A 21,509-nucleotide genomic window follows, 5' to 3' on the forward strand; every position below is an offset into this window, starting at 1 on the left:
ATGGCAACTAGACTTGCCTGATGCGGGCATGAGGCCCGACGCAATGGACAAGGAGAGCCATGGCCCACGCCCACAAGCACTCGCACTCGCACAATAAGCGACAGCTCTGGTACGAATGGCTGGTGCTGTTCGTCGCCCTCCCCCTGCTGGCCTGGTGGTGGTCGCCGATGCGGATGCCACTGCTGATTGGGGTGGCGCTGTACTGCTTGTGGATGGCACGGCGCAAGGGGATCCGACGGCGCCGGCGCTTTATTCCCCCCACCTTCAAGTTCTGGCTGGCGATCCGCATGGTGCTGGTGAGCCTGGGGATCTTTGCCTTCAGCTACTGGTATGACCCGACCCGCTTTATGGATCTGCCGCGCCAGGATATGGCGATGTGGCTGCTGTTCTGCCTGCTCTACCCCCTGCTGTCCGCCCTGCCCCAGGAGTTCATCTTTCGCCGCTACTACTTCCAGCGCTACCGGCCGCTGTTTCGCCGGGTCAACACCCTGCTGGTGAGCTCGGTGCTGACCTTCGGCCTGGTTCACCTGGTGTACGAGAACTGGTTGGCGGTGGCGTTGAGCCTGGGCGGCGGTACCCTGTTTGCCTTTACCTACGCCCACAGCGGCCGCCTCAGCTGGGTCACCACAGAGCACGCCCTCTATGGCCTGGCGGTGTTCAGTTCCGGCCTGGGCAGTTACTTCTACACCGCCTGAGCCCCTTACTAACAGGGCACAAAAAAGCCCGGCGATGGCCGGGCTTTCTCATTCAGGGGCAACGCCTCAGGCGGCGCTCACCTTCTTGCCTTTGACCGGCTTCACCTTGACCACTTTGGCCTCGGCAAAGTCCTGGCCCTCCTGGTAGGCCTTGCCATAGAAGGAGGCCAGCAGTACCTGCTTAAGCTCGGCGATCAGCGGGTAGCGTGGGTTGGCGCCGGTGCACTGGTCATCGAAGGCATCCACCGCCAGCTCATCCAGCTTGGCCAGGAACTCGGACTCACTGACCCCGGCTTCGCGGATGGAGGCGGGGATCTCCAGGTCACGCTTGAGCTGCTCCAGCCACTCGATCAAGGCCTCCACCTTGGCACCGGTGTCGTCCCCGGCCTGGGTCAGGCCCAGGTGATCCGCCACCTCGGCGTAGCGACAGCGGGCCTGGGGCCGGTCGTACTGGGAGAAGGCGGTCTGCTTGGTGGGCTTGTCGGTGGCATTGAAGCGCACCACGTTGCTGATCAGCAGCGCATTGGCCAGGCCGTGGGGCAGGTGGAACTCGGCACCGATCTTGTGGGCCATGGAGTGACACACCCCCAGGAAGCTGTTGGCGAAGGCGATGCCGGCGATGGTGGCGGCGTTGTGGACCTTCTCCCGGGCGATGGGATCCGCCGCCAGCTTGGCGTAGCTGGTGGGCAGGTACTGCTTGAGCAGCTTCAGCGCCATCAGCGCCTGACCATCGGCGTACTCGTTGGCCAGCACCGAGACGTAGGCCTCCAGCGCGTGGGTCACCGCATCGTAGCCGCCGTGGGCGGTCAGGGCCTTGGGCATGTCCATCACCAGATCCGCGTCAACGATGGCCATATTGGGGGTCAGCTCGTAGTCCGCCAGCGGGTACTTGGCGCCGGTCTTGTCGTCGGTGACCACGGCAAAAGGAGTCACCTCGGAGCCGGTACCGGAGGTGGTGGTGATGCACACCAGCTCCGCTTTCTGGCCCATCTTGGGAAACTTGTAAATGCGCTTGCGGATATCCATAAAGCGCAGGGCCAAGTCGGCAAAGTGGGTGTCCGGGTGCTCATACAGCACCCACATGATCTTGGCCGCATCCATCGGCGAGCCGCCGCCCAGGGCGATGATGGTGTCCGGCTGGAAGCTCTTCATCGCCTCGGCACCCTTCTCCACCACCGACAGGGTGGGATCCGCCTCGACATCAAAGAAGGTGTGCACCTCCATACCCTGAGCCTTGAGCAGGGCGATCAGGGTGTCGGCATAGCCGTGGTTGAACAGGTAGCGGTCGGTGACGATAAAGGCCCGCTTCTTGCCTTCCAGATCCCCCAGCGCCACCGGCAGGGAGCCACGACGGAAGTAGATGGACTTGGGCAGCTTGTGCCACAGCATGTTCTCGGCGCGCTTGGCCACGGTCTTTTTGTTGATCAAGTGCTTAGGCCCCACGTTTTCAGAGATGGAGTTACCGCCCCAGGAGCCACAGCCCAGGGTCAGCGAAGGGGCGACATTGAAGTTATAGAGATCGCCGATGCCGCCGTGGGTTGTGGGGATGTTCACCAGGATACGGGCGGTCTTGAGCTTGTCGCCAAAGTAGCGGATCCGCTCCGGGTTCTTGTCCTGATCGGTGTAGAGGCCGGAGGTGTGGCCGATGCCGCCCATTTCGACCATCTTCTCCGCCATCGCCACCGCCTGCTCGAAGCTATGGGCACGGAACATCCCCAGGGTGGGCGACAACTTCTCGTGGGCGAAGGCGTCCTCAATGCCGATCTCCAGCCCCTCGCCTACCAAAATCTTGGTGTCCGCCGGGACACTGACTCCGGCCATCTCGGCGATGGCGGTAGCGGGCTGGCCAACAATCTTGGCGTTGAGGTGGCCGTCATTGAGGATCACCCCACGGACCTTGTCGGCGTCCGCCGCTGACAGGATATGGCCGCCGGATTGGGCAAAACGCGCCTTGACCGCGTCATAGACCTCGTCCATCACGATCACCGCCTGCTCCGAGGCACAGACCACGCCGTTGTCGAAGGTCTTGGACATGATCACCGATGCCACCGCCCGCTTGATGTCAGCGGTTTCGTCGATCACCACCGGTACATTGCCGGCACCGACACCGATGGCGGGCTTGCCGGAGGAGTAGGCCGCCTTGACCATGCCCGGGCCGCCGGTGGCCAGGATCAGGTTGATGTCATCGTGAGTCATCAGGGCATTGGACAGCTCTACCGAGGGGGCATCGATCCAACCGATGATCCCCTCCGGTGCACCCGCGGCAACCGCGGCTTCCAGCACCAGGCGGGCGGCGTCATTGGTGGACTGCTTGGCGCGAGGGTGCGGCGAGAAGATGATGCCGTTGCGGGTCTTGAGGGCGATCAGGGATTTGAAGATGGCGGTGGAGGTGGGGTTAGTGGTGGGCACGATACCGCAGATCAGCCCCACCGGCTCGGCGATGGTGATGGTGCCCATGGTGTCGTTCTCCTCGAGCACCCCACAGGTCTTCTCATCCTTGTACTTGTTGTAGATGAACTCGGAGGCAAAGTGGTTCTTGATCACCTTGTCCTCAACGATGCCCATACCGGACTCCGCCACGGCCTGCTGGGCCAGGGGGATACGGGCATTGTTAGCGGCCAGGGAAGCGGCACGGAAGATGGTATCGACCTGCTCCTGACTGAAGGTGGCAAACTCCGCCTGGGCAGCCTTAACCCGGGCCACCATCGCATTCAGCTCGGCAAGATTGGTCACAGCCATGTTCAACTCCTTAAGAAAACTAAAAATTATTTAGTAAATACATGGTGTTGATAGCTGGTGCCGGTCCTGGCGGTAATCGATGAGCGGGAAGATCCATGTGTTTAGTAAATCACTTTCAAAAATGATTATATGAAGTCAGTTTGAGGAAAGGTTTGAGCCAGATCACTGTGGGGAAGAATCGTTGTGCGCGCCACTTCATGGTTTCATACCGTCCGATGCCGCGTTTCTGCGAGCCGTGTCAGCCCCAGCACCGTGGCAATACGCCCTAGATCTCACTAACCCGATATGGCGCGATAGAACCTTCTCGTAAACAAACAACAAAATGGCACCGGATCACGGGGGTCGCCACATCCCGCTCCAACTCCCAATTCCGTCTTTGTTCCCTAGCAGAAAACTAGAAACGGCCTCCGAGGAGGCCGCTGGCTTATTGGGCTTGCCGCTGCAGCCGGGTGGGCAAGCAGGCGGTGGGGCTGTCCTCAACGCAGTCGGACTCCAACCACACCCGCTCTTTATCCAGCCGCAGGTTATCGATGTAGACCACGGCCTCACCCTCGTTGTTGGCGTGGCGACGTTTTAGACGCCAGGTCACCACCAGCTGGTGATAGTCCGGACGCTTACGGAAGGTGACCGTACGCTCGCCGCTGTGGCCGGGGCGGATATCCCCAATGTCGCGACGCTCCACCAGACGATTGCCGGCCTTATCATAGGCCTCCATCATCAGCTCCAGCTTGAAGCCCTCTCCCAGGGTTTCGGCATCGAAACGCAGCAGGTAGCGGGTGCCCAGCGGGTCATCGCCCACCTCCAGTGTGCGGCTGGCCTGCTGCCAGGCGAGCATGCCCGGGCCCCGCTGCAGCCGCAGGGCTCGCTCTCCCACACTGGCCTGTTGCGTCGTCACCACCTCGGCGCCCTTGCCCAGCTGCCAGTGCCGCTCACCCTGGGCAAAGTCGCCATTGGCCAGCGCCGCTTGCGCGCCACGGCGCAGCACCACCAGGTTCTCAAACCTTACCTGGCCCTGCTCCCCCAGCAGCTCAATGTGCAGGAAGTTACCGCCCTCGGGCTTTTCGGTGGCCAGCAGCATCGCCTGCTCACTGCCCAATGCCTGTGACTCCTGACCCGGCAGCAGGTTGGCCGGGTTGCCATCGCTGGACCAGCGCAGGCGCAGCTGGCCCTGGCCTGCCGTTTTGTCCTTGCCTTGCTCGAATCCCAGCAGCTGCACCAGGAAACGGGTCTTATCAAAGTCCAGGCTCAGATCCAGCGCCTGACTGACGCTTTGCCCCGCGCTGAGCACCACCCCCTTGCCACTGACGCCATCGACAACGCGGGGCGTGCCCTTGGCCTCCCAGCCTGTCAGGCCACGCTCGAAGTGCGGGTTGGTAAAGCGCATCGGCTGACCATCGAGCTGAGCCACCAGGTCCTCCAGCTCAACCCAGTCCCCCTGGGGATCAATCACCTCGAACTCGGCATGCTGACGTGGCAGGTCAAAAGGCGACATCTGGAAGCCGTAATCGGTGCGCAGACCATCGGCGTCGATGCCGATCACCCTACGGGGGGTCATGTTGGAGTAGAGCAGTTGTCCCCCCTCCACCTTGTACTGGGGGCGATAGAAGTCGCCACGCAGCTTGGCGATGGTGCCGGGCTTTAGGGTCTCCACCAAGCCAATGCCGCCGTACCAGAAGTCGGCGATCCCCACGGCGCGCATCCGGTAGTTGGGCAGGGTGTGGGACCAGCGGGTCAGCATCTGAATGTCGTCACCGCCGGAGGCGTTGTGCATCCGCTGACGTCGCCCATCCCGGTAGGCCATGTAGGCCCCCACCGAGGGGCTGGTAAAGCCGTGCTGGCCAAAGCCCAGTACCGCCGGGAAGTGGATCAGGTTGTTGGGGTGGTCCGACGGACCATCGTTGTAGTAGCCCCCACAGGGCAGCCCCTGCGGATTGGGCTTGGGGCAGTGGGGATGGTTACCAGCGGAGAAGGCGGCGAAATAGGGCGCACCCATCTCGTCGGTGGCGGCCATGGTCACGCCGTAGTAGTTGCGATTCTGCGCCAGCCAGCCCTCACCATCGAAGTGGTGATTGAGGATGAGGGTGGCGCCATTGACGATAAAGGCGGCGTGGGAGGCCAGGATCACCGGCTCCCCTTGCAGCCAGCGGTCGGTGCGGAAGCTGGACCGTTGGTAGCTGTAGTTGGCGTAATCCTCGGTGGCGTAAGGGTCCTGGGCGGCACCGATGTCGCCGAAGATCCAGGTTTCGTTGGACATCCGGTTGTTGATCTCCAGCGGGCCATGATCGTCGTTGGTCCAGGTGATGCGCTGCTCCGCCTTGACGGTATCGCTGGAGCGGACCACCAGCTGGCGCAGGTACTCCTTGTACTGCTGCAGCCGGGGGTTGTCCGGGTAGAGCTCCGCGGCCTTGAATGCCGCCGGCAGGAACTTCATCGACACATAGACCTGGGGCTGGGACAGCACCTCGCCTTTGGCATTGACCCCGGCCCTGGGCAGGCCGTCGTTGCCATAGACCCGGACGAAGTGGCCATCCACGGTACGCACGCCGCCGTGGCCATGGGGATTGAGCCCGGCATGGGTCTGGATCAGCAGCTCCACCAGCGGTTCGATGTCCGGATCCGGCCGGGCCTGGTCGATGGCCATCAGCAGGAACAGCGCCCAACCGACGTTATCGGCTATGGGGGTATCGCTGGGTTCGACACCGGGGGCAACAATGGCCCGCATCAGCATCCCCGGTTTGCCAATCAGGTTGCTGGTACCGTCGATATCGCCGTGCTCTATCAGGCTCTTGATCGCCGCCAGATAGCTGGCCAGCTCATCCTCCAGCCAGTCGTGGTAGCCCAGTCTGGGGTCGCGGGGGTCGGTCAGCCGCTGCACCGAATCTGCCAGCAGCAACAGGGCACCGTCGGCGGTGGCGGTCAGGTCCCGCGCCTGGGCTGAGAGCCCCTCAGCCAGCAGAACCAGGCTGTCGTCGGCCAGAGCCTCGGGCTCAGCCAGGGATTGCTGTGGCAGTGACCAGATGCGGCCCTGTTTGCCGTTGTTTTGCAGCACAAACAGCCCGCCCTGCTCCGGCATGCCAAACACCCGCCCCATGGTCAGGGTGATGAAGTGTTGCCCCGACACCACCGGCAGCAGGCGCCCACCCTTGGGGCCGAGGCGCCACAGCCCATCCGGGGTGCTGGCAAACAGCTGTTGGCCCAGCATCTCCATGGCGATGCCGTTGATGGGGCCAGGCGCGGTTATCCGCTCAGGCTCGCCCAGTTGCCCCTGGTAGAGGCTGTTGCGATCCAGCCGGTAGCGCAGCAACGCGGTTTCACTGCCCAGGTAGAGCTGGCCCTGGAAGTAGGCGATGCCCCACTGTCCCGGTGCCCCCCCCTGCCCTGCTGGGCGCTGGCCCAGATCGCGACGGTCCACCAGGCTGATCTTGCCGGTGTTGGTATTGAAGGCCAGCAGGCTGTCGTCACCCTCGCGGCAGAAGGCGGCAAACAGGTAACGCCCGGAAGGGGTAAAGCCCAGGCCACAGGCCTGGTGAGGCTGGTCACCCAGCAGTTGGGCCAGACGGGCTTTGCCCAGGCGATACAGCGGCTGCTGATTGATGTCGCGGACCTCGATGCTGTCGTCACTGGCCACCGCGTAGTGGCCCGCCACCGAGGCGGCGGCTGTCAGGCTGGGATTGGCGCCGTCAAAGGCCCAGGGGGTGCTGTCCAGCGGACTGGCCTGCAGGCCGACACTGGCTAGGCTCAACAGGGAGAAACTGAGAAGACGGAGATACTGCATAAACTCACCACCGGGCAGACAGGCTGCGCTTTGCCGCGCCGACGGGAGTTGCGACGCCATTGGCTGGCGTTATAGCACGGCCAAACGGGTGGGGTGAGCGGCTTTACCCGCTTTGCAAAACCTTTACTTCGCAGCGTGATCCCCGCGGCGAAGCGGGCAGCACGGGCTGAAGAAGCAGCTCCGGGATAGGCCCACAACAGGCACAAAAAAAGAGGCCGCACGGCCTCTTTTTTCCTCTCAGCAACGCCTAGCAGTTCTGGTCAAAGAACCAGGCCGCGGCGCCCATCAGCGCGGTGTCGCTCTTCAGTGCCAAGGAGACCGGAACCGGGTCCAGGTAGCCGGTCATGATCCCCTTGTGGCCAAACGCCTGGGTGAAGTCGCTGTGCTGCAAGAACTCCTTGATGCGCGGCAGGATGCCACCACCGAGGTAGGCCCCGCCCAGGGCGCCCTGGGCCAGCACCATGTCCGCGGTGACGCTGCCCAGCCAACGGCAGAACTCCCGCAGGGTCTCCAGCGCCAGCGGGTCATTACCCTCCTGGGCTGCGGCGGTGATCTGGGCCGGGGTCTCCAGCTTGGGCTCCATCGAGAGCAGGATCCCCATCGCCTTGTAGAGGTTCACCAGGCCGTTGCCACACAGCACGGTTTCCACCGAGACGTGGGCAAAGCGACGACGCAGGATCTCAATCAGCGCCGCCTGGCGCTCATTGGTGGCGGCCAGACTGATGTGGCCGCCTTCGCAGGCGATGGGTTGCCATTGGCCCTCCCCACGGGGACTCAAGGAGGCCACGCCGAAGCCGGTGCCCGGGCCGAGCACCACCATGGGCGCCTGCTTGGCGGCTTCGCCGGGCTTCACCGTCTGCAGCTGGCTTTGCGGCAGCAGCGGGATGCTGTAGGCGTAAGCGACAAAGTCATTGACCACGGTCAGCTTGGGCAGGCCCAGGTTGTGGCCCAGATCGCCAATGTGGGCGTGCCAGCCCAGGTTGGTGAGGGACACGGTTTCCGCTCCCACCGGGCCGGCCACCGCCAGGCAACCACCCTGAGGGGTGATCCCCGCCGGCAGGGTCTCCAGGTAGCGGCGCACCACCTGCTCCAGCGAGGCGAACTCGCTGCTGGGGAAGCGCTCGACGTGGTCGACCACGATCTCGCCGTCGACCTTGTGAGCCAGGGCAAAACGGGCGTTGGTCCCGCCGATGTCGGCGACAATGATGTGTTGTTGCTGTTCCATGGAAATCCTACGAAGCCGTGATCCTGCAAAAAGGGGGGCCGAAGCCCGCCCGATTATGCGTCCGTCATCTTCTCCAATTCAATCCCTTTGGTTTCCTTTACGAATTTAAAGACGAACAGGAAAGCGACAAAGGAGAAGAAGGCATAGAAGCTGTAGCTGAGTGCCAGGCCCAGGCCTGCCAGCATCACCGGGAAGCTCATGGTGATGAGGAAGTTGGCCAGCCACTGGGCCAATCCCGCCACCGCCAGGCCGGTACCACGGATCTGGTTGGGGAACATCTCACCCAGCATCACCCACATTACCGGACCCCAGGTCATGTTAAACAGGAATACGTATGCATTGGCGGCCAGCAGCGCCACCCAACCGTTGCTGCCCAGATCCAGGGTGCCATCGGCGGCGACGTCGGAGGTGCCAAACACCCAGGCCAGGACCGCCAGCATGATGCCCATGCCGATGCCACCCAGGTAGAGGAAGGGCTTGCGGCCGATGCGATCGACGTAGCCGATGGTGATGATGCATGCCACGATGGAGACCATGGGGCCGAGGATGTTGATCAGCAGCGCGTCCTGCTCGGTGAAACCGGCGGCTTGCCACATCACCGCGCCGTAGTACATCACCACGTTGATGCCCACCAGCTGCTGCAGCATCGCCAGACCGATGCCGATCCACACCACCTTCTTCACCTTGCCGGCACGATCCAGCAGGTCACGGAAACTCGGCGCGTGGTGATCCTCCGCCAGTGAGGCTTCGATCTCCTGCTCCTTCTGCTTGCCGGTCACGCTGCCGTACAGCTTGGCCAGCACGCCGGAGGCCTGACCCAGTTTGCGTTGGGCGATCAGGTAGCGCGGGCTTTCCGGGATCAGCAGCAGGCCGATAAAGAACAGCGCGGCGGGAATGATCTCCATCCAGAACATCCAGCGCCAGGCAGTGATATCCAGCCACAGGGTGGCGGTGGAGCCACCGGCGTAGGAGGCCAGGATGTAGTTGCTGAGGAAGGCGGCGAACAGACCCAGGACGATGGCCACCTGCTGAATGGAGGTGAGGGTACCGCGGTAACGCGCCGGGGCCACCTCGGAGATGTAGGCCGGGGTCATCACCGAGGCGGCACCGACCGCCAGGCCACCGAGGATACGGTAGACGATAAAGGCCATTGAGCTGCCAGCGGCGCCGGAGCCATAGGCGCTGACCAGGAACAGCAGCGCCGCCACGATCAGAATGGTTTTACGGCCAAAGGCGTCCGCCAAACGGCCCGCAAAAAAAGCACCAAGGGCACAACCGAGCAGCATGGAAGCCACGTTAAAGCCGGTGCCAATATCGTTGGCATTAAAGGCCTGCTGCAGGCCATCAATGGTGCCGTTGATTACGCCACTGTCGAATCCAAACAGAAAGCCACCCAAGGCGGCAATACAGCTGATCAGGACAATAAACAGGGTATTTTCTTCAGTCTCTGCCATAGACTGGGAGTGAGGGCCGGTGGCGGCCTTGGAGTGGGTCACTAGGGTCTCTCCGCGGAGTTATCGTTGTAATTAGTGAACTGTGTTTGCGCTGGTCAGTGTAGCGGCATTAATGCCATAACAGAACCGTGAAATATGCCAAGACTGTGAGGTTGGTTTTTATTTATTGATAATCTCTGGCTACAGATCTGGCTATTTTCATTTCGCCGTTGGTGATTGACATTAATTGACACTTTAACAATACCAGCCGAAGCAAAATAATATGTGGCTGGGTTGAGCCAATTTCCAAGCAAAAAAAACCGAAGCCATCGGGCTTCGGTTTCTTTTTTACCTGCTTAGGACTTGGTGTTGAGGATCTCACCCTGCTCGCCGTAGCTTTGCGGGAACAGCTCCGGCAGCTTCGGTTTGGGGGTGCGATGCTCACGCAGGTTCATCCGGCGCCACTCTTCCATCGGCGGCACATCGTACTGGGTCTCCAGATCCTTGAGGCGGGCCTTGAGGCGCTCGATCTCCGCGGCGTAGGCCGGATCGTCGATGGCGTTGTTCATCTCCTTGGGATCCTTCTCCAGGTCGTAGAACTCCCAGTCGTCGGTACGGAAGTAGAAGTGCATCAGCTTGTAGCGGCCGTCGCGGATACCGTAGTGACGGCCCACCTGGTGGATCGCCGGGAACTCGTAGAAATGGTAGTAGAGCGCATCACGCCACTGCTCACTTTCGCCGGCAATCACCTCCACCATGGAGGCACCGTCTACGTCGCCATATAGCTCAACGCCAGCGTACTCCAGGAAGGTCGGGGCGTAGTCGATGTTCTGCACCATCTCCTCCACCACGGTACCGGCGGCGATCTTGGCCGGGTACTGGATCAGCAGCGGGGTACGGAACGACTCCTCGTACATAAAGCGCTTGTCGAACCAACCGTGCTCACCGGTGTAGAAGCCCTGATCCGAGGTGTAGACCAGGATGGTGTTCTCGGTCAGGTCGTTCTCATCCAGGTAATCCAGTACCGCACCGACGGACTCGTCCACCGCGATGATGGTGGCCAGGTAGTCCTGCATGTAACGCTGGTACTTCCACAGCGCCATCTCTTCGTCAGACCAGTTGGCCTCGTTGGCGTTCATGTAGTCGTTGCGGGCCTGGTAGGCCTCGTCCCACTCCTGGCGCTGCTCGTCGGTCAGACGGGCCAGCAGGTGGGGCCAGATGTCCTGGCGCCACTCGGTTTCACCGACGCCAGTGGTCATCTTCAGGTCGTGGCCTTCCTGGGCATCGCGGTAGATGTTCATCTCCTGCGCCGCCGCGGCTTTACGACCGTCGTAGTTATCGAAATAGGTGTCCGGCACCGGGAACTCGACGTTCTCGAAGGTGCGGGTGTGACGCGGGGCCGGCATCCAGTTACGGTGCGGCGCCTTGTGGTGCATGATCAGGGCGAAGGGCTTGGACTCGTCGCGCCCCTCCTCCAGCCAGGTGAGGGTTTTCTCGGTGATCATGTCGGTGGTGTAGCCATGCTCCATGGTCACACCGTCTTTGGTGATCCAGTCCGGGTTGTAGTACTCACCCTGGTCGTTGAGCAGCTCCCAGTGGTCCAGCTTGAAGCCGTCCGGCAGGATGTTGATGTGCCATTTGCCGATGGCCGCGGTGTTGTAGCCGGCATCGTGCAGCGAATTGATCCAGGTGTCCTGGCTGCCGTCGAAGGTCTGACCGTTGAAGTTGAAGCCGTTCTTGTGACCAAACTTGCCGGTGAACATCGCCGCGCGGGAGGGGCCGCACAGGGAGTTGGTGACAAAGGAGTTGGTGAACAGCGCGCCGTTCTGGGCGATGCGATCGATGTTGGGGGTCGGGGCCAGGTCCGCCAGGTCACTGCCGTAGGCGCTCAGGGCGCGGATGGCGTGGTCATCGGACATGATGTAGATGATGTTCGGGCGCTGCTGATCCACCTCGGCGGTGGGGGCGGCGTTGTCGACACCGGAGCCGGAGCAACCGGCCAGTACCGCAGTACCGGTCAGCATGGCGGTGCTAGTCGCGAATTTTTGCATTGTTATACAACCTGAGTCGTTATGTTTTTTGGACCTGAAACCGCGAAGGGTCATGTCGCTGCCACTGCCGCAGCCGATGCCCTCCCCTGATTGGCTGTCGCGGGTACCCCGCCCAGAGGCCAAATCGGATTCCAAGCTTACCCTCAGGCCGCTGCAATCTCCGGCGATTTTACGATTCATTACATAGACAAAAAGCGCCGATGAAGGGGGACTTCATCGGCGCTTTTTGCTGGCCTGGAGCAGGCTGGATGGACGGCGACAAGCGCCCGTTCAGGGCTGGCTGGGCAGCAGCTGGAAAGTGGCCCGTTGCACCCGGTTGGAGGCGCTGCCTACCATCACCTCGAACTCGCCCGGCTCCCAGCCCCAGCGGTTATCGGCACGGTAGAAGGCCAGGTCATCCGGGCTCAGCTCAAAGCGCACGGTGCGGGTCTGGCCCGGCTCGAAATGCAGCTTACGCCAGCCCTTGAGCTCCTGCACCGGGCGGGTGCGGGAACCCACCTTCTGGCGGGTGTAGAGCTGCACCACCTCCTCGCCGGCATAGTCGCCCCGGTTGGTCACCGTCAGTTCCACTGTCAGCGGCGTTTGCTCGCTCAGGCTGTCGCTGGACAGCGACAGGGCGCCGTACTCAAAGCGGCTGTAGCTGAGGCCATGGCCAAAGGCGTAGAGCGGGGTGTTGCGGCTGTCGTCGTAGCGCGAGGTGTAGTGCTCCGCCCGCTGGTTCGGGTTGTTGGCATTGTAGGGCCGGCCGGTGTTCTTACTGCTGTAGTAGATGGGGATCTGGCCGACGCTGCGGGGGAAGCTGATGGGCAGCTTTCCGGAGGGGGAGACATCGCCGGAGAGCACGTCCGCCAGGGCGTGGCCCGCCATGGTGCCCGGGTACCAGGCGTGGAGGATGGCATCGACGTGCTCATCGGCCCAACTCAGGTCATTGGGTCGACCGGAGAACACCACCAGCACCATCGGCTTGCCCAGCGCCTTGAGCTCCTTCATCAGCGCCAGCTGGTTGCCCGGCAGGCCCAGCCCCACCCGGGAGGAGGCTTCACCGGTCTGACGCTCATGCTCGCCCATGGCCAGCAGGATGATGTCTGACTCCTCGGCTGCGTCCAGCGCGGCGCGGAAGCCGGCGCGCTGATCTGCAGGGGTGCTGTACTGGTAGCTGGCGCCCTTGGCATAGCGCAGGGTCACCTCGCTGCCAAAGCGTGCCTCCAGCCCCTCCTTGAGGGTGACCGGCTGGGTACGGCGATCGCCGACGGCGGCCCAGTTGCCGATCATGTCCCGCTTGGAGTCCGCCAGCGGGCCGATCAGGGCGATGTTGGGGGTGCGCTTGGGGTCCAGCGGCAGGGTCTGGCCCTGGTTCTTCAGCAGCACAAAGCTGCGCTGGGCCGCCTCCCGGGCCTGCTTCAGTAACGCCTCGGACAATACCTCGCGCTCGGCACGAACCGGATCGGCGTAGCGGTAGGGATCCTCAAACAGGCCCAAACGCCACTTGCTCTCCAGCACCCGGCGCACCGATTGATCCAGCGCCGCCTGGCTGATCTGGCCGCTGGCCAGCCGGGCCGGCAGCTGCTCGAAATAGTTCTGGCTCATCATCTCCATATCGACCCCGGCATCGAAGGCCAGTTGCGCGGCGTGACCGGGATCCGCTGCCACCCCATGGGGGATCAGATCGGAGATCGCCTGGTAGTCGCTGATCACCAGGCCTTCAAAGCCCCACTGCTGGCGCAACAGCTGACGCACCAGCTGCTGCGAGGCGGTAACAGGGATACCGTTGACCTCGTTGAAGGCGGTCATCACCGAGCCGACACCGGCGTCCACCATCGCCTTAAAGGGCGGCAGCAGGTGGGTCTTGAGTTCCACTTCTGAGACCTGCACTCGGTTGTAGTCCCGGCCCGCCTCCACCATGCCGTAGCCGACAAAGTGCTTGGCGGTGGCCATCATGGTGTCCGGAGCCGACAGTGACTCGCCCTGGAAGCCCTTGACCCTGGCCACCGACATCCGGGTAGTCAGGTAGACGTCCTCCCCTGCCCCTTCGGAGACTCGGCCCCAGCGCGGGTCCCGGGTCACATCCGCCATCGGCGCAAAGGTCCACATGATGCCATCGGCGGTGGCTTCCCGCGCCGCTGCCCGGGCGTTGGCCTCGGCCAGCTCCAGATCCCAGCTGGCGGCTTCGCCGATGGGCTGGGGGAAGATGGTCTTGTAGCCGTGGAGGATGTCATGGCCCATCAGCAGCGGGATCCCAAGCCGGGTCTCCTTCACCGCGATCTCCTGCAACTGGCGGCTCCACTGGGCGCCATGGACATTGAACACCGCCCCTAGGTGACCGGCGCGCAGCTGGCGCTCATACACCTCCTCCAGGTAGGGGCCGCTGCCTGCATTGCTCACCGCCTGGATCCCCAACTGGCCCAGCTTCTCCGCCTGGGTCATCTGGCCCAGCAGCTGGTCGATAAAGACGTTCATCGCCGCCTGATCCGAGCCGTTGAGAATGGTCGGTACCGAGCGTGGCTGTGGGTCGAGGTAGTGAGCGGCATCGCTGGCCTGGGCCACGGGCAGTGCCAAGGCAAACATCAGGGGCCAGAGTGGGCGGCGGTTGGTGGTGGGCATCCGGTGCGCAGGGTCCAAGTAGAGAAAAGTTCGGGCATCGTCGGACAACGCTACCACTTCATCGGCCATTTTGCGCCATACAAGGATGACAAAGTGCGAACTGGGCAGGGCCTTTTACCTTCCCTTACCTTGGCCCTTTCGCTTGTTGACCAATGACCATCGGCCCTCCCAAGCCCTTGGCCTTTAGCGCCTAGCTCCCGGCTCTTAGCTCCTAGTACCCAGCACCTACCCCCTAGCTCCTAGCTCCTAGCGCCTAGCTCCTAGTACCCAGCCCCTAACCCCGAGCTTCTTTTCCCAAAAACAAAAAAGCGCTGCCGAGGCAGCGCTTTTGGTTTCAGGCTCGAGCCTTACTCCACCAGGGTGAAGCCCAGCTTCTGAACCTGGTCGGAGGCGGTGCCCACCATCACCTGGAACTCACCGGCTTCGGCGCCCCAGCTCATGTCGGCACGGTAGAATGCCAGGTCCTCGGCGGTCAGGGTAAAGGTGATGGTCTTGCTCTCACCTTTGTCGAAGTGCACCTTCTGCCAGCCTTTCAGCTCCTGCACCGGACGGGTCACGGAACCCACCATCTGACGGGTGTACAGCTGGATCACCTCTTCACCGCCGTGCTCGCCACGGTTGGTCACCTCGACGGAGACGGTCAGTTCGCCGTCCATGGTCAGGGTCTCGCTGGACAGTTTCACCTCACCGTACTCGAAGTTGGCGTAGCTCAGGCCGTGACCAAAGGCGTACAGCGGGGTGTTCGGGCTGTCGTCGTAGCGGGACTTGTAGTGCTCCTGACGCTGATTCGGGTTCTCGGCGTTGTAGGGGCGACCGGTGTTCTTCATGTTGTAGTAGATCGGGATCTGACCGACGCTGCGCGGGAAGGTCATCGGCAGCTTACCGGACGGGCTGTAGTCACCCACCAGCAGGTCAGCGATGGCGTGGCCACCGGAGGTGCCCGGGTACCAGGCGTGCAGGATCGCATCCAGGTTCTGGTGCTCCCAGCTCAGGTCGTTCGGTCGGCCGGAGAACACCACGCCGATCATCGGCTTGCCCAGTTTCTTCAGCTCTTCCATCAGCTCACGCTGGGTGCCCGGCAGGGTGATCTCCACCCGGGAGGCGGCCTCACCGGACATGCGCTGCTCTTCACCGATACCCAGAACGATGACGTCGGCTTTCTTGGCCGCTTCCACCGCTTCCTTGATCATGCGGGCGTGGGCCGGCTTGCCACGGACATCGCGGGCCACGGAGCGGATGCCGATGTGGGTGGAGGTCTCCTCCTCATCGTGCAGGTGAGCGTAGGTGGCACCCTTGGCGTAGTGGATCGCCACGCTGTCACCCAGGCGCGCTTCCAGGCCTTCCTTCATGGTCACCGGCTGAGTGCGGCGATCACCGGCAGCGGCCCAGTTGCCAATCATGTCGAACTTGCTGTCCGCCAGCGGGCCAATCAGGGCGATGGACTCGATAGACTCCAGGTTCAGCGGCAGCGCGGCGTTGTCGTTCTTCAGCAGTACGGAGGACTTACGGGCGGCATCGCGGGCCAGCTCCAGGTTCTCCTCGGTCAGGATGTCACGCTCGGCGCGCTCCTTGTCGAAGTAACGGTAAGGGTCTTCGAACAGGCCCAGGCGCCACTTCATCTCCAGGATCAGACGCACGGAGTGGTCGATCTTCTCCTCGGAGACACGACCTTCCTGCACCAGCTCCTTCATGTAATCCATGTAGGACTTGCCCACCATGTCCATGTCGGCACCGGCGTTGAAGGCGATCTCGGCGGCGTGCTTGTCGTCACGAGCGTAGCCATGGGGCACCAGCTCGTTGACCGCGGTGTAGTCGGTCACCACGAAGCCCTCGAAGCCCCACTGGTCACGCAGTACGTCGGTGAGCAGGTACTTGGAGCCGGAGGCCGGGATGCCGTTGAGGTCGTTGAAGGAGGTCATGAAGGTGGCGACACCGGCGTCCACCATCGCCTTGAACGGAGGCATCTGCTGGGACCACAGCTCGTGATCGGAGATGTCGGTGCTGTGGTAATCACGACCGGCCTGGGACAGACCGTAGCCGACGAAGTGCTTGGCGGTAGCGGCCATGGTGTCGGTGGCGGCCAGGTCGTCGCCCTGGAAACCCTGAACCCGGGCAACCGACATCTTGGTGGCCAGGTACACGTCTTCACCCGGGGCCTCGGAGACACGGCCCCAACGGGGGTCGCGCACCATGTCCGCCATCGGGGCGAAGGTCCACATGATGCCATCTGCTGTGGCTTCTTTAGCGGCAACCTCGGCACCCACACGGGCAACCTCCAGGTCCCAGGAGGCCACTTCACCCAGGGACTGGGGGAAGATGGTCTTGTGACCGTGGATGATGTCGTGGGCGATGATGATCGGGATCCCCAGGCGAGACTCCTCTACTGCACGCTTCTGCAGCGGGTAGGCACGCTCGTAGGTGAAGTTATTGAAGATGGAGCCTACTTTCCCTTCAGCAACCCAATCCTCGTACTGGTGGTTAACCTGAGATCCGGTCACTGCCATGATTCCGGATTGCAGGTCGAGCTGACCGATCTTCTCGTCGAGGGTCATCTTGGCCAACAGGTCATCGATGAAGGCGTTCATCTTGGCTTTGTCGTCTTTCCAGACGGCCACAGACGCCTTCTCACCAGGTACAGGGTTGAGCACTTGGCCCGCATCGGAGGCCATGGCTGCCGGAACCACCAGGGCACCGGAAACCAGCAGGGACAGCAAACGTCGCTTCATGGTGTCACTTCTCTGTCGTTGTCGTTATCGCCGCCAGGAGGGCGGAGTTTTTTGCTGCCGACGTTATAACCTCTCCCCCCAGCCAGGGGGACTCTATTTACACGCCATGACATTACTTTGCGCCGAAACGCGCGAGGGATCGGGATCCCCTTTGCTGCGAACACAAAAAAGCGCTGCCGGGGCAGCGCTCAATCGGTTAGTGAAGCCTTACTCCACCAGGGTGAAGCCCTTGTGCTGTACCTGGTCGGAGGCGGTGCCGACCATCACCTGGAACTCGCCGGCTTCGGCGCCCCAGCTCATGTCAGCACGGTAGAAGGCCAGGTCCTCGGCGGTCAGGGTAAAGCTGACGGTCTTGGTCTCGCCCGGCTCGAAATGCACCTTATCGAAGCCCTTAAGCTCCTGCACCGGACGGGTGACGGAGCCCACCAGCTGTCGGGTGTAGAGCTGCACCACCTCTTCACCGGCGTGCTTGCCGCGGTTGGTCACCTCGACGGAGACGGTCAGCTCGCCCTCCATAGTCAGGGTTTCACTGGACAGGGTCAGCTCACCGTACTCGAAGCTGGCGTAGCTGAGGCCATGGCCGAAGGCGTACAGCGGGGTGTTGGGGCTGTCGTCGTAGCGGGACTTGTAGTGCTCCTGACGCTGGTTGGCGTTGTCAGCGTTATAGGGGCGGCCGGTGTTCTTCATGTTGTAGAAGATCGGCACCTGACCGACGCTGCGGGGGAAGGTGATCGGCAGCTTGCCGGACGGACTGTAGTCACCCACCAGCAGGTCAGCGATGGCATGGCCACCGGCGGTGCCCGGGTACCAGGCGTGCAGGATCGCATCCAGGTTCTGCTGCTCCCAGCTCAGATCATTGGGGCGACCGGAGAACACCACGCCGATCATCGGCTTGCCCAGCTTCTTCAGCTCGGTCATCAGCTCACGCTGGTTGCCCGGCAGGGTCAGCTCAACCCGGGAGGAGGCCTCACCGGACATGCGCTGGTCTTCGCCGATGGCCAGCACTATCACGTCGGACTGCTTGGCGGCACTGACCGCCTCGGCGATCATCCCATCCAGCTGCTGCTGGGACAGGTCGTTATAGCCCACCATGTGGTCCGCGCGGGAGGCGGCAAACCCTGCATCCACCATGAAGTTGTAGGTGGCCCCCTCGGCATAGTGAATGGTCACTTCGTCGCCCAGGCGCTCTGCCAGCCCCTGCTTGAGCGAGACCGGCACCGTTTTGCGGTCGCCGGCGGCAGCCCAGTTGCCGATCATGTCGCGCTTGTTATCCGCCAGCGGACCGATCAGGGCGATGCTCTCCAGGCTGTCCAGCTGCAGCGGCAGCGCCTGGTCTTCGTTTTTCAGCAGCACCGCGGATTTGCGTGCGGCGTCCCGGGCGATGGCCAGGTTCTGCTCCGACAGGATCTCCTGCTCGGCGCGGGCGTTGTCGAAGTAACGGTAGGGATCCTCAAACAGACCCAGGCGCCATTTCATCTCAAGGATGCGGCGTACCGAGGTGTCGATCTGCTCGATGGAGACCTTACCCTCCTCCAGCAACTCCTCCATGTAGTCCAGGTAGACCCGGCCTACCATGTCCATGTCGGCACCGGCATTAAAGGCGATCTCCGCTGCGTGCTTGTCGTCGCGAGCGTAGCCGTGAGGCACCAGCTCGTTGATGGCGGTGTAGTCGGTGACCACGAAGCCCTCGAAGCCCCACTGGTCGCGCAGCACGTCAGTAAGCAGGAACTTGGAGCCGGTGGCGGGGATGCCGTTCAAATCGTTAAAGGCGGTCATAAAGGTGGCGACGCCCGCGTCCACCATCGCCTTGAACGGCGGCATCTGGGTGGTCCACAGCTCATGCTCGGACAGATCCGTGGTGTGGTAGTCGCGCCCACCCTGGGCCAGGCCGTAGCCAACAAAGTGCTTGGCGGTGGCCAGTACGGTATCCGGAGCAGCCAGGTCATCGCCCTGGAAGCCCTCAACCCGGGCCACCGACATCAGGGTGTTGAGGTAGACATCCTCACCGGCGGACTCGGAGATCCGGCCCCAGCGGGGATCGCGGGTGATGTCCGCCATCGGGGCAAAGGTCCACATCACGCCGTCGGCGGCGGCTTCACGGGCGGCAACGCGGGCGCCCTCTTTGGCCACGTCCAGATCCCAGGAGGCCACCTCACCGAGGGATTGGGGGAAGATGGTCTTGTGGCCGTGGATCACGTCGTAGCCAAACAGCATCGGGATCCCCAGGCGGGTCTCCTCTACGGCCATCTGCTGCAGGGTGCGGTTGAAGTCCGGCTCGTAGGCGTTGAACACCGCGCCGACGTGGCCATCCTTGATCTGCTGTTCGTAATTCTCGTTGATGGAGGGACCGGTGAGATCGCGGAAGCTGGTCTGCAGATCCAGCTGGCCGATCTTCTCCTTCAGGGTCATCTTGGCCATCAGCTCATCGATGTAGCTGTCCATCTTGGCCTTGTCGTCATTCCAATGCTGCACCGAGGCGGGCACCGGACTGGGGTGGGGATTGAGGGCCACACCGGCGGCGGTGACATTGCCTTTCGCGCCTTGCTGCTCGGCATTTGCCTGCGGGGTGCAGGCGGCGACACCCGCCACCAGGGCGGTGGTGATAAGAGCGGATAACAGTTTCTTTTTCATGGTTTCTCTGCTTTTTTCATGGGACCTTTCCTCACTGCAGGTCCGGGCCCAGGCTCATTGAATTGTTGGCTGTGGCTTAGTGGGCGTTATCCCGTTCCGGCTTATCCAGCACCATATGGGCGGGGAAGTCCGCCGCCTGATCGCCGCCGCGGGCCCGGTAGCGCTTGTTGCGATCCCAGCCGTGGGGCTTGTTCATCGGGATCTCCATGCCACCGGCCTCCGCCAGCAGCGCGAACAGCGCGTCCTTCATCTCTTCGATGGTGTCGGCGTAGTCCGGATCGGCGATCAGGTTGTTGGTCTCCCGCGGGTCTTTCTTAAGGTCATAGAGCTCGTCGGTGTCCCACAGGCCGTAGTAGGTGGTGTACTTGAAGCGGTCGCCCCGCAGCGAGAACACGGTAGGGGACTGGGGGAAGTTCTTCTCCCAGTAGTAGACATAGAGGAAGTAGTCGCGCCACTGGATCTCCTTGCCCTGGGCCAGGGGGATAAAGCTCTGGCCGTCCATGTGGGCCGGGGGTTCCAGCCCGGCGGCCTCGAACAAGGTGGGGGCGATATCGATGTTGGCCACCACCTCGGAGACCACCTGGGCACCCTCAACCTGGCTGGGCCACTGCATCAGCATCGGCACCCGGATGGAGGGCTCGTAAGCGACCCGCTTGTCGATCAGGCCGTGCTCGCCAAACATGAAGCCGTTGTCGCCCATGTAGATGATCAGGGTGTCTTCGTAGACCCCCATCTCCTTAAGGGTCTGCTTGATCATGCCGATCCCCTCATCCACCGAGGCGAAGGCCTCCGCGTAGTTCTGGTAGTAGGTGGTGATGTCCACCTCGGAGTGGTACGGGAAGTCCATGCCGTGCCAGGAGTTACGCTGATCCCGCAGCCAGCGCGGGCTGTTAGGGCCGTAATCCACCGGCTTGTGGTTGGCCGGCAGGGTGACCTTGCCGTCGTACATCCCCTTGTGGCGCTCGGCAGGGGTGAAGTCGGCGTGCACCGCCTTGTGGGAGAGGTAGAGCATGAAGGGCTGATCCGAGTCCTTCTGCTGCTTGAGCCACTCCACCGCGTACTGGTTGAGTTCGTCGGTGATGTAGCCCTTCTGCTCCAGCCGCTCGCCATTGAGATTGAGGGTGTAGCCCTCGTAAGGCGGGTAGTAGTGGCCCTGGCCCTCGAAGCTGAGCCAGTGGTTAAAGCCCTTGCGGGGGTGATCCGACTCCTCGCCCATGTGCCACTTGCCCATCAGCGCCGTGGTGTAACCAGCCTTTTGCAGGTACTCGGCAAAGTAGACGATGTCCTCCGGCTCCTCGCGCTGGTTGTCGATCACCCGATGCTTGTGGGTGTAGAGCCCGGTGAGGATGGAGGCGCGGCTGGGGGAGCACAGCGAGGTGGTGACGAAGGCGTTCTCCAGGTGCACCCCTTCGGCGGCGATGGAGTCCAGGTGCGGGGTCTGGATAAAAGGGTGGCCCATAAAGCCCATGGCATCGTAGCGGTGATCATCGGTGAGGATGAACACGATGTTGTGGGGCTTGGCACCGGGTACCGGGGTGATCTCGATGCTGTCAGGGAACACCGAGGCCTGGGCTGGCAGCGCCAGGGTGGCCAGGGCACCGCTCCAGAGCGGAAGCTTAGTTTGCATGATCAT

At 62.6% G+C, this 21,509-nt stretch carries 10 protein-coding genes; 1 reads left to right on the top strand and 9 read right to left on the bottom strand.

What is annotated here, in order from left to right; translation table 11 throughout:
* Nucleotides 1–59: 59 nt before the first annotated feature.
* Complete coding sequence (locus BUC04_RS17065; RefSeq protein ID WP_067663787.1) at nt 60–695, top strand: CPBP family intramembrane glutamic endopeptidase; 636 nt, start codon at nt 60–62, stop codon at nt 693–695.
* A 66-nt stretch (nt 696–761) separates the two neighbouring features.
* Here BUC04_RS17065 and adhE read toward each other — a convergent pair whose 3' ends face one another.
* From adhE to BUC04_RS17110, 9 genes are all read right to left on the bottom strand, one after another.
* Nucleotides 762–3,434: a bifunctional acetaldehyde-CoA/alcohol dehydrogenase gene (adhE, locus tag BUC04_RS17070; RefSeq protein WP_067663790.1), complete on the bottom strand. Its 2,673-nt coding sequence runs from the start codon at nt 3,432–3,434 to the stop codon at nt 762–764.
* A 424-nt stretch (nt 3,435–3,858) separates the two neighbouring features.
* Nucleotides 3,859–7,209: a hypothetical protein gene (locus BUC04_RS17075; RefSeq protein ID WP_067663793.1), complete on the bottom strand. Its 3,351-nt coding sequence runs from the start codon at nt 7,207–7,209 to the stop codon at nt 3,859–3,861.
* A 247-nt stretch (nt 7,210–7,456) separates the two neighbouring features.
* Nucleotides 7,457–8,434, bottom strand: a complete 978-nt coding sequence (gene glk / locus BUC04_RS17080; RefSeq protein WP_067663800.1) for a glucokinase — start codon at nt 8,432–8,434, stop codon at nt 7,457–7,459.
* Nucleotides 8,435–8,487: 53 nt separating this feature from the next.
* Nucleotides 8,488–9,888, bottom strand: a complete 1,401-nt coding sequence (locus tag BUC04_RS17085) for a sugar porter family MFS transporter (protein WP_067663876.1) — start codon at nt 9,886–9,888, stop codon at nt 8,488–8,490.
* Nucleotides 9,889–10,223: 335 nt separating this feature from the next.
* Complete coding sequence (locus BUC04_RS17090; protein ID WP_067663803.1) at nt 10,224–11,918, bottom strand: sulfatase family protein; 1,695 nt, start codon at nt 11,916–11,918, stop codon at nt 10,224–10,226.
* A 270-nt stretch (nt 11,919–12,188) separates the two neighbouring features.
* Nucleotides 12,189–14,588 (bottom strand): beta-glucosidase BglX, encoded by a 2,400-nt coding sequence (gene bglX, locus BUC04_RS17095; RefSeq protein ID WP_200804703.1) that lies wholly within the window; start codon nt 14,586–14,588, stop codon nt 12,189–12,191.
* Nucleotides 14,589–14,866: 278 nt separating this feature from the next.
* Nucleotides 14,867–17,245, bottom strand: a complete 2,379-nt coding sequence (bglX, locus tag BUC04_RS17100) for a beta-glucosidase BglX (RefSeq protein ID WP_067663806.1) — start codon at nt 17,243–17,245, stop codon at nt 14,867–14,869.
* Nucleotides 17,246–17,452: 207 nt separating this feature from the next.
* A complete protein-coding gene (bglX, locus tag BUC04_RS17105; protein WP_073326028.1) occupies nt 17,453–19,876 on the bottom strand; it encodes a beta-glucosidase BglX in 2,424 nt (807 codons plus the stop codon).
* Nucleotides 19,877–19,952: 76 nt separating this feature from the next.
* Nucleotides 19,953–21,503: a sulfatase family protein gene (locus BUC04_RS17110; RefSeq protein ID WP_200804704.1), complete on the bottom strand. Its 1,551-nt coding sequence runs from the start codon at nt 21,501–21,503 to the stop codon at nt 19,953–19,955.
* Nucleotides 21,504–21,509: the final 6 nt, after the last annotated feature.

The organism is Ferrimonas marina (assembly GCF_900129905.1).
Lineage (GTDB): Bacteria > Pseudomonadota > Gammaproteobacteria > Enterobacterales > Shewanellaceae > Ferrimonas > Ferrimonas marina.

Bases quoted from the DNA above. Each gene is read 5' to 3' on its own strand.
- BUC04_RS17110 (WP_200804704.1), bottom strand. From the start codon at position 21,503: ATGCAAACTAAGCTTCCGCTCTGGAGCGGTGCCCTGGCCACCCTGGCG.
- bglX (WP_200804703.1), bottom strand. From the start codon at position 14,588: ATGGCCGATGAAGTGGTAGCGTTGTCCGACGATGCCCGAACTTTTCTC.
- BUC04_RS17065 (WP_067663787.1), top strand. From the start codon at position 60: ATGGCCCACGCCCACAAGCACTCGCACTCGCACAATAAGCGACAGCTC.
- BUC04_RS17090 (WP_067663803.1), bottom strand. From the start codon at position 11,918: ATGCAAAAATTCGCGACTAGCACCGCCATGCTGACCGGTACTGCGGTA.
- bglX (WP_073326028.1), bottom strand. From the start codon at position 19,876: ATGAAAAAGAAACTGTTATCCGCTCTTATCACCACCGCCCTGGTGGCG.
- adhE (WP_067663790.1), bottom strand. From the start codon at position 3,434: ATGGCTGTGACCAATCTTGCCGAGCTGAATGCGATGGTGGCCCGGGTT.
- BUC04_RS17085 (WP_067663876.1), bottom strand. From the start codon at position 9,888: ATGGCAGAGACTGAAGAAAATACCCTGTTTATTGTCCTGATCAGCTGT.
- BUC04_RS17075 (WP_067663793.1), bottom strand. From the start codon at position 7,209: ATGCAGTATCTCCGTCTTCTCAGTTTCTCCCTGTTGAGCCTAGCCAGT.
- bglX (WP_067663806.1), bottom strand. From the start codon at position 17,245: ATGAAGCGACGTTTGCTGTCCCTGCTGGTTTCCGGTGCCCTGGTGGTT.
- glk (WP_067663800.1), bottom strand. From the start codon at position 8,434: ATGGAACAGCAACAACACATCATTGTCGCCGACATCGGCGGGACCAAC.